The sequence below is a fragment of the Streptomyces sp. NBC_00344 genome (assembly GCF_036088315.1).
Classification (GTDB): domain Bacteria; phylum Actinomycetota; class Actinomycetes; order Streptomycetales; family Streptomycetaceae; genus Streptomyces.
Genome location: NZ_CP107996.1, coordinates 6,180,473 through 6,194,824 on the forward strand (window position 1 = coordinate 6,180,473; position 14,352 = coordinate 6,194,824).

11 protein-coding genes are annotated in these 14,352 nt (G+C 70.4%); 3 read left to right on the forward strand and 8 right to left on the reverse strand.

The genetic code is table 11. The annotated features are described in order from the left end of the window. Positions 1–15: 15 nt before the first annotated feature. Positions 16–1,254, reverse strand: coding sequence for a MurT ligase domain-containing protein (locus OHS16_RS28055; RefSeq protein WP_328540026.1), 1,239 nt, complete (start codon positions 1,252–1,254; stop codon positions 16–18). Between the two features lie 115 nt (positions 1,255–1,369). Between OHS16_RS28055 and def the strand changes: the two genes are divergently transcribed. After that, positions 1,370–1,900, forward strand: coding sequence for a peptide deformylase (gene def / locus OHS16_RS28060; RefSeq protein ID WP_328540027.1), 531 nt, complete (start codon positions 1,370–1,372; stop codon positions 1,898–1,900). Between the two features lie 17 nt (positions 1,901–1,917). Here def and OHS16_RS28065 read toward each other — a convergent pair whose 3' ends face one another. Further along, entirely contained in the window at positions 1,918–2,562 is a 645-nt protein-coding gene (locus OHS16_RS28065; protein ID WP_328540028.1) for a TetR family transcriptional regulator, read from the reverse strand. Positions 2,563–2,736: 174 nt separating this feature from the next. On the opposite strand from OHS16_RS28065, the gene OHS16_RS28070 reads away from it, so the two are divergent. Continuing rightward, a complete protein-coding gene (locus OHS16_RS28070; protein WP_328540029.1) occupies positions 2,737–3,966 on the forward strand; it encodes an acyl-CoA dehydrogenase family protein in 1,230 nt (409 codons plus the stop codon). Between the two features lie 112 nt (positions 3,967–4,078). On the opposite strand, the gene OHS16_RS28075 is transcribed toward OHS16_RS28070, so the two are convergent. The 4 genes from OHS16_RS28075 to OHS16_RS28090 all read right to left on the reverse strand — a co-directional run bounded on the left by OHS16_RS28075 (position 4,079) and on the right by OHS16_RS28090 (position 9,710). Continuing rightward, entirely contained in the window at positions 4,079–4,567 is a 489-nt protein-coding gene (locus tag OHS16_RS28075; RefSeq protein WP_328540030.1) for a glutathione peroxidase, read from the reverse strand. Positions 4,568–4,701: 134 nt separating this feature from the next. Next, entirely contained in the window at positions 4,702–6,045 is a 1,344-nt protein-coding gene (locus OHS16_RS28080) for a chloride channel protein (RefSeq protein ID WP_328540031.1), read from the reverse strand. Between the two features lie 223 nt (positions 6,046–6,268). After that, on the reverse strand, positions 6,269–7,141 hold the full coding sequence (locus OHS16_RS28085) for an acyl-CoA thioesterase (RefSeq protein ID WP_328540032.1): 873 nt from the start codon (positions 7,139–7,141) through the stop codon (positions 6,269–6,271). 55 nt (positions 7,142–7,196) lie between these two features. Beyond that, entirely contained in the window at positions 7,197–9,710 is a 2,514-nt protein-coding gene (locus OHS16_RS28090) for a DEAD/DEAH box helicase (protein ID WP_328540033.1), read from the reverse strand. 132 nt (positions 9,711–9,842) lie between these two features. On the opposite strand from OHS16_RS28090, the gene OHS16_RS28095 reads away from it, so the two are divergent. After that, positions 9,843–10,637, forward strand: a complete 795-nt coding sequence (locus tag OHS16_RS28095) for a metal-dependent hydrolase (RefSeq protein WP_328540034.1) — start codon at positions 9,843–9,845, stop codon at positions 10,635–10,637. 70 nt (positions 10,638–10,707) lie between these two features. Here OHS16_RS28095 and OHS16_RS28100 read toward each other — a convergent pair whose 3' ends face one another. Then, a complete protein-coding gene (locus OHS16_RS28100; RefSeq protein WP_328540035.1) occupies positions 10,708–12,489 on the reverse strand; it encodes an ABC transporter ATP-binding protein in 1,782 nt (593 codons plus the stop codon). Next, positions 12,486–14,318: an ABC transporter ATP-binding protein gene (locus tag OHS16_RS28105; RefSeq protein WP_328540036.1), complete on the reverse strand. Its 1,833-nt coding sequence runs from the start codon at positions 14,316–14,318 to the stop codon at positions 12,486–12,488. Before OHS16_RS28105 ends, OHS16_RS28100 begins: the two co-directional genes overlap by 4 nt. Positions 14,319–14,352: the final 34 nt, after the last annotated feature.

The following is a 14,352-nucleotide window of genomic DNA, read 5'->3' on the forward strand; positions in this document are numbered from 1 at the left end:
TGGTTTCCTCTGAGGTCAGTTGCCGACGCGCCGGCGCACGTCCTGGAACGCCGTGTAGTTGCCGATCAGTTCGATCCGGCCCTGCGGTGCGTACTGGATCGCTTCGTCCACGGTCTCGCACACCCGGAACTGCTGATTGGCCACTTCGAGACGGACCGCGAGGTCCAGCTTCCGGTCGCCGATCACGAAAATCGGGTGCCCGGCGAGACGGGTGTAGTCGACGTCCCACAGCCAGGAGGTGTCCGTGCCGTCGGCGCCGCGGGCGTTGACGGCCAGGATGACCGGGGTGGGCGGCGGGTCGATCAGGGAGAACGTCTCGAGCCAGCCCGCCGGGTTCTTGGCGAGCAGCAGACGCAGCTCGCGTCCCAGGTACGACACCACGTCGTACCGGCCGGCGACGGCCTGCACCGAGTACATCCGCTCGAGAGCGACCTGCGGGGGGACCCCGAAGGTGGCGGCGACGGCCGCGGACGTGGTCGCGTTGGCCTTGTTCGCCCGGCCGGGCAGCTGGAGATGGATCGGCCAGGCGGAGCCGTGCGGATCCAGCACATGGTCGCCGGACAGCGCCCAGCTGGGCGCGGGGCGGCGGAAACCGCAGTCGGCGCAGAACCATTCGTCGTTCGGCCACTGGAGCACCCCGCCGCAGGAGGGGCACGACCAGGCGTCGTCCCGCCATTCCTGTCCCGCGGCCACCCACACCACGGTGGGGGACGAGGAAGCGGCCCAGACGACCAGCGGGTCGTCGGCGTTGGCGATCACCACGGCCTTGGTGCCGGCCAGGCCCTCACGCCATTTCTCGGCCAGCATGCGGGTCTCGCCCGCCCGGTCGAGCTGGTCCCGGGAGAGATTCAGCAGGGCGATCGCCTTGGGCGTGGTGTCGCGCGCCACTCCGGCCAGATACTTCTCGTCGACCTCGATCACGCCGTAGCGCGCGTCGGATCCGCCCGCCAGCGCGGAGGTGATCCCCGCCGGCATGTTGGCGCCCAGGGCGTTCGAGACGACCGGTCCGCTGGCCCGCAGTGCCTCGGCGATCAGACGGGTCGTGGTGGTCTTGCCGTTCGTGGCCGACACCAGGATCACGTCCAGGTGCTGGGCCAGCCGCCCCAGCAGGTCGGGGTCGAGCCTCAGCGCGACCTTGCCGCCGATCACCGACCCGCTGCCGCGCCCCGCGGCGCGCGATACCGCTGCTGCGGCCTTGCCTGCCGTCACGGCCAGTTTGGCCCGCGGCGACAGCGGCTCCGTGTTGCCTGCCATCGTTCTGGATCCTCCTTGCATCGGCGCGGGGCTCAGCCTATCGAGATCCGGCTGCGTGCCCGACCTCGGCACCACCGGGGACGGTACGGAACCGGTGGAACGTACGCTTGCGGCCATGCGAAACCGCCTGATCCCCGGCAGTTCCGGACGTGTGCGGCCGATGAGCCGGTTCGGCGACCCGGTCCTGCACGCCCGTTGCGCGGACGTGGCCGAATTCGGCGCCCCGCTCGCGCGGCTCGTCGAGGACATGTTCGCGACGATGTACGCGGCCGACGGCGTCGGTCTCGCCGCCAACCAGGTCGGCGCAGGCCTGCGGGTGTTCGTGTACGACTGCCCGGACGACGAAGAGGTCCGTCATGTGGGCCATCTGGTCAATCCGCGCCTGGTCGAAGCTGACGGGGTCGTCGTGCGCGGGGCGGAGGGGTGCCTCTCGCTGCCGGGTGTCGAGGCGGGCACCCCGCGATTCGACCATGCGGTCGTGGAGGGTGTCTCGGTGACCGGCGAGCCGGTCAGAGTCGCCGGCACCGGTTTCTTCGCCCGTTGTCTGCAGCACGAGTGCGACCACCTGGAGGGCCTGGTATACACGGACCGGCTCTCCGCCCGCCGCCGGCGCAGGGCGCTGCGCAAGGCCGGACAGGGGTCGTAGGCAGACTCGGGGCGCGCTCAGAAGCCCGGGCCGCCCGCGCGGTCGGCCGACCCGGCCAGCCTGCCCCACAGCAGATCGGCGAGGCTGCTGACCAACTGGGCGCGGGAGCAGGGGCGTTCGCCCAGCCACCAGTCACCGGCCGCGTGCATCATGCCGACGATCCCATGGCCCCAGACCCGGGCGAGCTGATCGCTGTCCGGCCCGAGGTCGACCCGTTCGGCGATCACCTTGGCGAGCTCCTCGCCGAGCCTGCGCAGCAGTGGTGCCGAGTGCAGCCCCACGTCGAAGGGCTGCTCGGGCTGCTGGGCGTCGTCGGCCGGGTGCATCAGGAACCGGTAGACCTGGGGGCGGGCCTCGATGGCCGCGAGATAGGTGTCGAGGGTCGCCTCGACCCGCTCACGCCGGTCGGCGGGGGCGTCCAGGGCTGCCCGCAGCGCGTCGAGCAGCGCGTCGGTGTGGCGCTTGGCGAGGGCCCGGTAGAGACCGCCCTTGTCGCCGAAGTGCCGGTAGAGGATGGGCTTGGTGATGCCGGCCTCGGCGGCGATGGCGTTCATCGAGGCCTGCGGTCCGTCCCGGAGCACGACACGGTCGGCGGCCTCCAGCAGTTCTCTGCGTCGTCGTCGTGCCGCCGACTGCTGATCTGTGGCTTGTGTGGTCCCCATGGTGCCTCTCCCCGCCCGTACGATTCGTTACCCCCCTCCGCGAAACGTAACACCCTGTTCGATACCGGTGCTGTCGGAGGTTCGTGTGGTTGACAGGGCTACTTGCGAGTAACAGACTGAAGTTACCGCAAGTAACATGCCCATGGAACGAATGAACGCAGTGCTGGAGGGGACATGGCCGAGTTCACGCTCGAGCTCAACGACGACCAGAAGCAGGTCCGCGACTGGATCCACGGGTTCGCAGCGGATGTCATCCGCCCCGCCGCCGCCGAATGGGACGAGCGTGAGGAGACGCCCTGGCCGGTGATCCAGGAGGCAGCCAAGGTCGGCATCTACTCACTCGACTTCTACGCCCAGCAGTTCTTCGACCCGACGGGTCTCGGCATTCCGATGGCCATGGAGGAGCTGTTCTGGGGCGACGCCGGTATCGCCCTGTCGATCGTGGGCACCGGGCTTGCCGCGGTCGGTGTGCTCTCCAACGGCACCGAGGAGCAGATCGGCACCTGGATCCCGCAGATGTACGGCGACCCGGACGACGTCAAGCTCGCCGCCTTCTGCTCGTCGGAGCCCGACGCCGGATCCGATGTCGCCGCGATGCGCACCCGCGCCGTGTACGACGGGGCCAAGGACGAGTGGGTGCTCAACGGCACCAAGACCTGGGCGACCAACGGCGGCATCGCCAACGTCCACGTCGTGGTGGCCGTGGTCGACCCGGAGCTGGGGTCGAAGGGGCACGCGTCCTTCATCGTCCCGCCGCACACGGCCGGCCTCACGCAGGGCCAGAAGTTCAAGAAGCACGGCATCCGCGCCTCGCACACGGCCGAGGTGGTCCTCGAGGACGTCCGGATTCCGGGCGCCTGTCTGCTCGGCGGCAAGGAGAAGCTCGACGAACGGCTGGCCCGTGCGCGCGAGCGAGCCGCTCAGGGTGGCGGCGAGCGGGTGAAGAACGCCGCCATGGCCACCTTCGAGGCCTCGCGCCCGGCGGTCGGTGCCATGGCGGTGGGCACCGCACGTGCGGCCTACGAAGTCGCTCTCGACTACGCGAAGACCCGCAGCCAGTTCGGCCGCCCGATCATCGACAACCAGGGGGTGGCCTTCCAGCTCGCCGATATGCGTACCCAAATCGACGCCGCGCGGCTGCTGGTCTGGCGCGCATCCTGGATGGCGACCACGGGCAAGCAGTTCACGTCGGCCGAGGGCTCGATGTCCAAGCTGTACGCGAGTGAGACGGCCAAGAAGGTCACGGCCCAGGCCATCCAGATCCTCGGCGGCAATGGCTACACCCGCGAGTACCCGGTGGAGCGCATGCACCGCGATGCCGCGATCTACACCATCTTCGAGGGCACCAGCGAGATCCAGCGCCTGGTGATCGCCCGGACGCTGTCGGGCATGCCTATCCGCTAGGGCCGTTACGGGCAGTGTTCGCCCGGCGAACACTGCCCGCCACGGCACAGGCACCGCCCCGGGGCCGCCGGGCGGGCTCTCGGCCTGGCCGGGGTCCCGGTTCCGGTCGGCCTCAGGCGGGAAGCTGGGCCTCGATCGCCGCGACGACCTCCGGGTCCTCCGGCTCGGTACGGGGACGGATCCGGGCAACCGGCTCACCGGCCGGGGAGATGAGGAACTTCTCGAAGTTCCACTGGACGTCACCGGCAGCGCCCTCGGCGTCCGCGAGCTTGGTGAGCTCGGTGTAGAGCGGGTGGCGGTCGTCGCCGTTCACATCAAGCTTCTCCAGGAGCGGGAAGCTGACCCCGTACGTCGTCGAGCAGAAGGTTTGGATTTCTTCCGCGCTGCCCGGCTCCTGACCCGCGAACTGGTTGCAGGGCACCCCGAGGACCGTGAAGCCCCGGTCCCCGTATTCCTTCTGCAGCCGCTCCAGGCCCGCGTACTGCGGAGTGAGTCCGCACTTGGAGGCGACGTTCACCAGCAGGACCGATTTCCCGGCGAAGGCCCCCAGCGTGGTCGGCTCTCCGGTGAGGGTGCGGAGCGAGATGTCGTGCAGTGTCATCGGAAGTCTCCTCGATAGCGTGGCGTCGCTGTTCATTGTGACGCCCGCTGGTGCGCCGGCCCCGGACGGGGCCCGCCGCGCCCGGTCGTCCCGGAGCGGCGGTCGCCCCTCGGCGGACGGCCCGGCGGCGCCGGTCACGGTGCGGGAGCTGCGGGCGAAGCCGCCACGGCGCCCGGTGCGGGAGCCAGCCGGAGAGTGACGGCGTAGGAGACCACGACCGAGACGATCACCAGCGGCATGACGGTGAGGCCCACGGACCCCAGCAGCAGGGTGGCCAGCAGCACCGAGGTCATCGGGAGTTTCAGCATGGCCACGCACATGGCCCCGATGCCCATGGCGAAACCCGCCGGCAGATCGAGCCCGGGCAGCTGGGACAGTGCCATGCCGCCCGCCGCTCCCACGAACATCGCCGGAAAGATGGGACCGCCCCGGAAACTGCTCAACGACGCGCAGTACGCGAGTGTTTTGCAGGCCAGGAGCGCCAGAAGGGTGCCGGTCGAGTTCCCGGTGCTGCCGGCGAGCAGCGGCCCCAGCGCGTCCTGCCCCGAGTAGAGCACCTGGGACGCGCCCTTGCCCGTACTCTCGGCGTACACCAGCGCGAGGACCCCGACGATGAGACCCATCAGCACGGTGGGCAGCACCGTCCGGCGATCGGTCCGCGCCTGGAGGAACAGGGACAGCCGGTTGATTCCCGAGCCCGCCAGGGCCGCCGCCAGGCCGAGGGCGACCGCCCAGCCGAACTCGGCGACGGTGGGCCGGCCGGCGTGCGGCACCTGGTGAAGCGTCAGGGAGTACGTACCCAGTCCGCTCCAGGAGCCCAGGCCGGTGAAGAGCAGTGCCCCGATGCCGGCGGCGAGCAGCCCCGGCACCAGGACCAGACCGAGCGTCATCCCGGCGAGGCCGGAGGCCTCCATCAGCAGGAACGCGCCGAGCAGCGGGGACCCCAGCAGGGCGCTGACGGCGGCGAAGCTTCCCGCGGCTGCGACCAGAGCGGTCGCGCGCGGCTCGATGTCCGGCTTGACCAGCCGCGCCGCGCACACGGCGAGACCGCCGCCGAGTGCGATGAGCGGCGCCTCGGGACCCAGGACCGCGCCGAGGCCGAGGCAGGCCAGCGCGGCGATCGCGATACCGGGGAGGTCCGATGCCGGCGGCGGGCCGGTGAGCGCCATTCCCTCGGCCGGCCGGTGGCCGCCCTCTCCAGGTAAGCGACGGATGGCCAGCCCCGTCAGCAGGCCGGCCACGGCGAGCAACGGCACCGGCCACCATGTCGGTGTGCCGTCGAAGCCGAGTGCCGCGGGCAGATCCTTGTACGTCAGCGACTGGAGTTCGTGCACGAGGGCCAGGAAGCCGAACGCCGTCGCCGAGATGGGAACTCCGAGGATCGCCACCATGATCAGGAGCGCCGTGTAGCCACGGGTGCGCACCACGGCGACGGGGTCCGGCGGCTCTGTGGATACTCCGACCTGCTCGGCCGTCATGTTCGTGGTCCCCTCGCCGTCGGGACCCGGCCGGAATGTCCCACTTCGCCGGGTTCTCACGGTCATACCACGATGCCGCACCACAGCCCTGATACACCCGCTGCCGGGACGGCTCGCAAGGAGCGGGACCGGCCACCCCGGCTACCGCCGGCGCAGGCAGGCGTCCCGGCGCCGCGCGCCGGGTGGGGACTCGCCGCAGGACACCGCCGAACCCGCGGGTGTGTCAGCCGCCGAGGCGGCGGAAGAGCCCCTCCTGCACCACGGACACCAGCAACTGCCCCGCGCGATCGTAGATCCGGCCGCGTGCCAGGCCGCGGCCGCCCGTCGCGACGGGGGACTCCTGGTCGTAGAGGAACCATTCGTCCGTGCGGAACGGGCGGTGGAACCACATGGCGTGATCCAGTGAAGCCATGTCGAATCCGCGCGGCCCCCAGAGCGGCTCGACAGGGATCCGGACGGCGTCCAGGAGTGTCATGTCGCTGGCGTAGGTGAGCGCGCAGGTATGGATGAGCGGGTCGTCGCCGAGCGGCCCGACCGCCCGCATCCACACCGCGCTGCGCGGGTCCGCTCCCTTGACCTCTTCGGTGGTCCAGCGCAGCCGGTCCACGTAACGGATGTCGAAGGGCTGCCGCCGGGCCATCCGCTGCAGCGCCTCCGGCATGGTGCCCAGGTGCTCGCGGATCTCCTCGGTCACCGTCGGCAGCGTCTCCGGATCCGGCACGTCGCGGGACGGCGCCAGCTGGTGCTCGAAGCTGGCCTCCTCCGGCAGGTGGAAGGACGCCGTGAGATTGAAGATGGTGCGGCCCTGCTGGACCGCGGAGACCCGCCGGGTGGTGAAGGAGCGTCCGTCCCTGACCCGCTCGACCTGGTAGACGATCGGCACACCGGGCCGTCCGGGGCGCAGGAAGTACGCATGCAGCGAGTGGACCGGCCGCTCCCTGTCGGTCGTACGGCCGGCGGCGACCAGGGCCTGGCCGGCGACCTGCCCGCCGAAGACCCTCTGCAGGGACTCCTGGGGGCTGCGGCCGCGGAAGATATCGACCTCGATCTGCTCCAGATCGAGCAGATCGATGAGCCGTTCGGCAGGGTTCGTCATGCGGTGCTCTCCCGGTTCACGGCGGGGTTGTCGCGGTTCTCGGCGGTCACGGTGCTCACAACTGACCGACCGCGGTCGTGCGGAGGACCGCACGGCCCTCTTCGTCGGATGCCGCGAGATCCACCTCGGCGCTGATGCCCCAGTCGTGGTCGCCGTTGGGGTCGGCGAAGATCTGCCGGACGCGCCACAGCCCGTGCTCGGTGTCCTCTTCGATGATCAGCAGTTTGGGGCCGCGGGCGTCGGGTCCGGTGCCGAGGCTGTCGTACTCGTCCCAGTACGCGTCCATGGCGTCGCCCCAGGCGTCCTCGTCCCAGCCGGCTTCGCCGTCCAGTTCGCCCAGCGCGGCGACATTGTCGAGGGCGGCCAGCTCGACGCGGCGGAACATCGCGTTGCGCACCAGGACCCGGAAGGCACGGGCGTTGGCGGTCACCGGCTTGACCTGGTCGGCGCGCTCGGCGGCCTGCTCCGCGGTCTCCACCTCGGGGTTGGCGAGCTGTTCCCACTCGTCGAGCAGACTGGAGTCGACCTGGCGCACCAGCTCGCCGAGCCAGGCGATCAGATCCTGGAGGTCCTCCGACTTCAGATCGTCGGGGATGGTGTGATCGAGCGCCTTGTAGGCGCCGGCGAGATAGCGGAGCACGATGCCTTCCGTGCGCGCGAGCTCATAGTGCGAGGTGAACTCGGTGAAGGTCATGGCGCGTTCGTACATGTCACGGATGACGGACTTCGGCGAGACGGGATGGTCGCCAACCCACGGATGGCTGGTGCGGTACACGTTGTACGCGTGCACCAGCAGCTCCTCCATGGGCTTGGGGTAGGTGACCTCCTGGAGCAGTTCCATCCGCTCCTCGTACTCCACGCCGTCGGCCTTCATCCGGCCGATCGCCTCGCCGCGCGCCTTGTTCTGCTGTGCGGCCAGGATCTGCCGCGGGTCGTCCAGCGTCGACTCCACGACGGAGACCATGTCCAGTGCGTACGAAGGCGATTCGGCGTCCAGCAGGTCGAACGAGGCCAGGGCGAAGGTCGACAGCGGCTGGTTCAGTGCGAAATCCTGCTGGAGGTCGACGGTGAGCCGGATGATCCGGCCCTCCGCGTCCGGGGTGTCCAGCTGCTCCACCACCCCGCCGTCGAGCAGCGAGCGGTAGATCGCGATGGCGCGCCTGATGTGGCGCAGCTGTGCCTTGCGCGGTTCGTGATTGTCCTCGAGCAGGTGGCGCATCGCGTTGAACGCGTTGCCAGGACGGGCGATCACCGACAGCAGCATGGTGTGCGTGACCCTGAAACGCGAGGTCAGCGGCTCGGGATCGGAGCCGATCAGCTTCTCGAAGGTGGTGTCGCTCCAGGCGATGAAGCCTTCGGGGGCCTTCTTGCGGACCACTTTCCTGCGCTTCTTCGGGTCGTCGCCCGCCTTGGCGAGTGCCTTCTCGTTCTCCACCACATGCTCGGGCGCCTGCGCGACGACGAAGCCCGCGGTGTCGAAGCCCGCTCGCCCCGCACGCCCGGCGATCTGGTGGAACTCCCTGGCCCGGAGCGTCCGGACCCGGGTCCCGTCGTACTTGGTCAGCGCGGTGAACAGCACGGTGCGGATGGGTACGTTGACCCCGACGCCGAGTGTGTCCGTACCGCAGATCACCTTCAACAGGCCCGCCTGCGCCAGTTTCTCGACCAGCCGGCGGTACTTGGGAAGCATGCCGGCGTGGTGCACCCCGATGCCGTGGCGCACGTAACGCGAGAGATTCTGACCGAACTTCGTGGTGAAGCGGAAGTTGCCGATGAGATCGGCGATCCTGTCCTTCTCCTCACGGGTGCACATGTTGATGCTCATCAGCGACTGCGCCCGTTCCACTGCCGCGGCCTGGGTGAAGTGCACGATGTAGACGGGGGACTGCTTGGTCTCCAGCAGCTCGGTCAGCGTCTCGGTGATCGGGGTCCGGCGGTACTCGTACGAGAGCGGCACGGGCCGGGTGGCCGACCTGACCACGGAGGTGGGCACCCCCGTGCGCCGGGTCAGGTCCTCCTCGAAGCGGGACACGTCGCCGAGGGTCGCGGACATCAGGACGAACTGCGCCTGGGGCAGCTCGAGGATCGGGATCTGCCAGGCCCATCCTCGGTCGGGCTCGGCGTAGAAATGGAACTCGTCCATCACGACCTGGCCGATGTCCGCGTACTTCCCGTCGCGCAGCGCGATGGACGCCAGCACTTCGGCGGTGCAGCAGATCACCGGGGCGTCGGCGTTCACCGAGGCGTCGCCGGTGAGCATGCCGACGTTCTCGGTGCCGAAGAGTTTGCACAGGTCGAAGAACTTCTCCGAGACCAGTGCCTTGATCGGAGCGGTGTAGAAGGTGACCTTGTCCTGGGCGAGCGCGGTGAAGTGCGCGCCCGCGGCGACCAGACTCTTTCCCGATCCGGTGGGGGTCGAGAGGATCACGTTCGCGCCGGAGACCACCTCGATCAGCGCTTCCTCCTGAGCCGGGTAGAGCGTGATGCCCTGGTCCTCGGCCCACGACGAGAAGGCTTCGAAGAGGGCATCGGGGTCGGCGGTCGTCGGGAGCTGATCGATAAGGGTCACGCCCCCATCTTGCCTGCCTTCCGCCCCCGGAGGGGAACCGGCTGCCCGTACGAAGATCACGGGAGATACGCTGCCCACGCGACCGGGCCTCAACTGGGCTTCGGCACAACGGCAAACGGGGCGGGAACGACCATGATGGGACCGGCACACTCACTGTCAGGGGCAGCAGCCTGGCTGGGGGTGGGGGCGGCGGCCGCGGCGTACGGGCACCCCATGCCCTGGCCGGTTCTTGTCGTCGGCGCGCTGATAAGCGCCGGTGCGGCACTTGCGCCGGACCTCGATCACAAGGCCGCGACGATCTCTACGGCGTTCGGCCCGCTGTCGCACGGGATGTGCGCGATCGTCGACACGATCGCCGGCGCCGTATACAAGGCGACCCGCGGTAAGGGAGACCCGCGCAGGACGGGCGGACACCGCACGCTGACGCACACCTGGCTGTGGGCGGTCCTGCTCGGTGCCGGCGCCTCGGCAGCGGCAGTCTTCGGCGGCCGGTGGGCGGTGCTCGCCATTCTCTTCGTGCACCTGGTGCTCGCGATCGAGGGGCTGCTGTGGCGCGCCGCTCGCGGCACCAGCAGTGATGTGCTGGTGTGGCTGCTGGGCGCGGCAGGCGCATGGATCCTGGCAGGCATCCTGGACAAGCCCGGCAACGGATCGGACTGGCTCTTCACCGACCCCGGCCAGGCGTACGTGTGGCTGGGCCTGCCGATCGTGCTCGGCGCGCTGGTCCACGACATCGGGGACGCGCTGACGGTGTCGGGCTGCCCGATCCTCTGGCCGATCCCGCTGGGGCGCAAGCACTGGTACCCCGTGGGCCCGCCGAAGTTCATGCGCTTCAGGGCGGGCAGCTGGGTGGAGATCAAGGTTCTGATGCCGCTGTTCATGGTGGCGGGCGGCCTGGGGGCGGCGGCCGCGATGGGGGTCATCTAGGACCCACGGGGGCATCCGTCCGCCTGCCCCGGGCCGCGGCCCGTGGCAGGCGGAAGAGCGGCGCTCAGGGCTACCCGTGCCACGACCTCCACAGCGCCGCATAGGCTCCGCCCGCCGCCACCAGCTCGTCATGGCTGCCCAGCTCGCTGATCCGGCCCTCCTCCACCACCGCGATCACATCCGCGTCGTGCGCCGTGTGCAGACGATGGGCGATCGCCACGACCGTCCGCCCGTCGAGCACCCGCGCCAGTGACCTCTCCAGGTGCCGGGCCGCGCGCGGATCGAGCAGCGATGTCGCTTCGTCGAGCACCAGAGTGTGCGGGTCGGCGAGCACCAGACGGGCCAGTGCCACCTGCTGCGCCTGAGCCGGGGTGAGCGCGAGACCGCCGGAACCCACCTCGGTGTCCAGCGCCCCGTCGAGGGCCCGCGCCCAGCCGACCGCGTCGACCGCGCCGAGCGCCGCCCACAACTGGGCGTCGTCCGCGTCCGTCCGGGCCAGCAGCAGGTTGTCACGCAGCGAGCCCACGAAGACATGGTGTTCCTGGTTGACCAGCGCGACATGCTTCCGCACCTGCTCGGCGGGCATCCTGGACAGCTCGGCGCCGCCGAGCGTGACCTGGCCCGTCCGCGGCGCGTAGATCCCGGCGAGCAGCCGGCCCAGCGTCGATTTGCCCGCACCGGAGGGGCCGACCAGCGCCATCCGGGTGCCGGGCGGGACCTCGAGGGTCACCCGGTGCAGTACGTCGACACCGTCGCGGTAGCCGAAGTGCACGTCCTCGGTGCGTACGTCGCGCCCTTCGGGCCTCACCCGGTCGTCGCCCGCTCCGGGCTCGATCTCCCGTACGCCGACGAGCCTGGCCAGCGACACCTGAGCGACCTGGAGTTCGTCGTACCACCGCAGGATCAGCCCGACGGGATCGACCATCATCTGGGCCAGCAGCGCCCCCGTGGTGAGCTGGCCGACGCTGATCCACCCCTGCAGAACGAACGTCCCGCCGAGCATCAGCACCGCGCCCAGAATCGTCACATACGTGACATTGATGACGGGGAAGAGGACCGAACGCAGCCAGAGCGTGTACCGCTCCCACGAGGTCCACTCCTTCACCCGGCGGTCGGACAGCGCCACCCGGCGCGGGCCGAGACGGTGCGCCTCGATGGTCCGTCCGGCGTCCACCGTCTCGGTGAGCATCGCGGCGACCGCCGCGTAACCGGCGGCCTCCGAGCGGTAGGCGGACGGTGCCCGCCGGAAGTACCAGCGGCAGCCAGTGACCAGGACCGGCAGTGCCACCAGCACGGCGAGTGCCAGCGGAGGAGCGGTGACGGTGAGCGCACCGATCAGCAGCCCGGTCCACACGACACCGATCGCCAGCTGGGGCACGGCCTCCCGCATCGCGTTGGCCAGCCGGTCGACGTCCGTGGTGATGCGGGAGAGCAGATCGCCGGTGCCTGCCCGCTCCAGTACGCCGGGCGGCAGCGCGACCGACCGCACGAGGAAGTCCTCGCGCAGATCGGCGAGCATCTGCTCACCGAGCATGGCGCCGCGCAGGCCCATGATCCGCACGAACACCGTCTGGATGATCAGCGCGACGCCGAACAGCACGGCGGTGCTCTCCAGATGGAGCTGCCGGGCGCCGCCGGAGAGGTCCTCCACCAGGCCGCCCAGCAGATACGGGCCGACCAGGGACGCGATGACCGCGATCGCGTTGGCCCCGACGAGCGCGGCGAACGCGCGGCGGTGCCGCTTCAGCAGCCGGCGGACGTAGGACCGTACGGTCGTGGGTGTGCCGACGGGCAGAGTGGCCGCCGTTTGCGGTGCCGCCGGGTCGTACGCCGGCGGCGCGACGCCGATCATGCTGACTCCTCGATCTCTGCGAATGCCCGCCGGGCATCCTCGGTGGGTTCCGCGCCGGCGGGTGGTGCCCCGGAGGGCTGCACGAGGGCCGGTGCGTCCTCGGTCTCACGGGTGACGACGGCGCGGTAGAGCGGGTCGTGATGCAGAAGTTCCCGGTGCGGTCCGACGGCCGCCACCGCTCCCTCGTGCACGAACACCACGCGGTCCGCATGGTCGAGCAGCAGCGGCGACGAGGTGAGAACCACCGTCGTGCGGCCCTCACGCAGCCGCTTGACGCCCTGCGCGATGCTGGCCTCGGTGTGCGAGTCCACGGCCGACGTCGGCTCGTCGAGGACCAGCGCCTCCGGGTCGGTCACCAGCGAGCGGGCCAGCGCCAGGCGCTGACGCTGCCCGCCGGACAGCGAACGCCCGCGTTCGGTGATCCGCGTGTCCATCGGGTCCGCACCCGTCTCGACGGACGCCTGGGCCAGTGCCTGCAGCACGTCGGCACACTCGGCGGCGGCCAGCGCGGCTCCGGCGGACACCGTGCCGGAGGACGGCACGTCCAGCAACTGGCGCAGGGTGCCCGAGAGCAGCACCGGGTCCTTGTCCTGGACGAGCACCGCGGTCCGGGCGGTGTCCAGCGGAAGCTCGTCGAGCGCCACTCCGCCGAGCAGGACCGACGGTGTCCTGTCCTCGGTCGCGGGATGCCCGCCCAGCCGCTCGGCCAGCCTGCCCGCCGCGTCCGGGTCCCCGCACACCACAGCGGTGAGAAGGCCCGCGGGGGCCAGCAGTCCGCTGGCCGGGTCGAAGAGGTCACCGCTCGGTGTGCCGCCCGCCGTGATCTCGTACGAGGTCCGCTCGAGCGCCAGCACGCGGGCCGCCCGCTTCGCGGAGGGCCGGGAGAAGGAGTACGCCATCGCGATCTCCTCGAAGTGCCGCAGCGGGTAGAGCAGCATCGCTACCGCGCTGTAGACGGTGACCAGCTGACCGACCCCGATACGGCCGTCGGCCGCCAGCCTCGCGCCGTAACAGACCACGCCGATCAGCAGCAGTCCCGGCAACAGCACCTGAATCCCCGAGATCAGGGACCACATCCGGGCGCTGCGCACAGCTGCCTCACGGACCTCCTGGGAGGCGCGCCGATAGCGTCCGAGGAAGAGCTCCTCGCCCCCGATACCGCGCAGGACCCGCAGCCCCGCGACGGTGTCCGATGCCAGCTCGGTGGCCCGGCCGGCCTTTTCACGCTGGATGTCGGCGCGTGCGGTGGCCCGGGAGAGCAGCGGCAGTACGGACAGGGCCAGTACGGGCATGGCGAGGGCCACCACCATGCCCAGCGAGGGCAGATACAGCACCAGGCCGGTGCAGATGATGAGCAGCGCGGTCGCTGCGGCGGTGAAGCGGGAGACCGCCTCGACGAACCAGCCGATCTTCTCGACATCGCCGGTGGATACCGCGACCACCTCGCCCGCCGCGACCTGACGGGTCAGCGCCGAGCCCAGCTCGGCGGTCTTGCGCGCCAGCAGCTGCTGGACGCGTGCCGCAGCGGTGATCCAGTTGGTGACGGCGGTGCGGTGCAGCATCGTGTCGCCGGCCGCGATGACCGCGCCGAGCAGCACCATCAGAGCGCCGGAGAGCGCGAGCCGGCTGCCGGAGCGGTCGATGACGGCCTGCACGGCGAAGCCGACGGCCAGGGGGAGCCCGGCGATTCCGCACTGGTGCAGCAGCCCCCAGGCAAGGGACTTGAGCTGCCCGGGGAGCTGATTGCGGCCGAGCCAGAAGAGGAAACGCGGACCTGACCGGACGTCGGGCTCGCCTGGATCTGGGTAGGGAAGATCGCGGATCTGCATGGCGTCCCAGGAATCGGTGGTTGGCGAAATCCGT

Excerpts from the sequence above, each read along its gene's own strand:
- OHS16_RS28080 (WP_328540031.1), bottom strand. The coding sequence starts at position 6,045 with ATGACGGCCGAGCAGGTCGGAGTATCCACAGAGCCGCCGGACCCCGTC.
- def (WP_328540027.1), top strand. The coding sequence starts at position 1,370 with ATGCGAAACCGCCTGATCCCCGGCAGTTCCGGACGTGTGCGGCCGATG.
- OHS16_RS28095 (WP_328540034.1), top strand. The coding sequence starts at position 9,843 with ATGATGGGACCGGCACACTCACTGTCAGGGGCAGCAGCCTGGCTGGGG.
- OHS16_RS28085 (WP_328540032.1), bottom strand. The coding sequence starts at position 7,141 with ATGACGAACCCTGCCGAACGGCTCATCGATCTGCTCGATCTGGAGCAG.
- OHS16_RS28055 (WP_328540026.1), bottom strand. The coding sequence starts at position 1,254 with ATGGCAGGCAACACGGAGCCGCTGTCGCCGCGGGCCAAACTGGCCGTG.
- OHS16_RS28075 (WP_328540030.1), bottom strand. The coding sequence starts at position 4,567 with ATGACACTGCACGACATCTCGCTCCGCACCCTCACCGGAGAGCCGACC.
- OHS16_RS28100 (WP_328540035.1), bottom strand. The coding sequence starts at position 12,489 with ATGATCGGCGTCGCGCCGCCGGCGTACGACCCGGCGGCACCGCAAACG.
- OHS16_RS28065 (WP_328540028.1), bottom strand. The coding sequence starts at position 2,562 with ATGGGGACCACACAAGCCACAGATCAGCAGTCGGCGGCACGACGACGA.
- OHS16_RS28105 (WP_328540036.1), bottom strand. The coding sequence starts at position 14,318 with ATGCAGATCCGCGATCTTCCCTACCCAGATCCAGGCGAGCCCGACGTC.
- OHS16_RS28070 (WP_328540029.1), top strand. The coding sequence starts at position 2,737 with ATGGCCGAGTTCACGCTCGAGCTCAACGACGACCAGAAGCAGGTCCGC.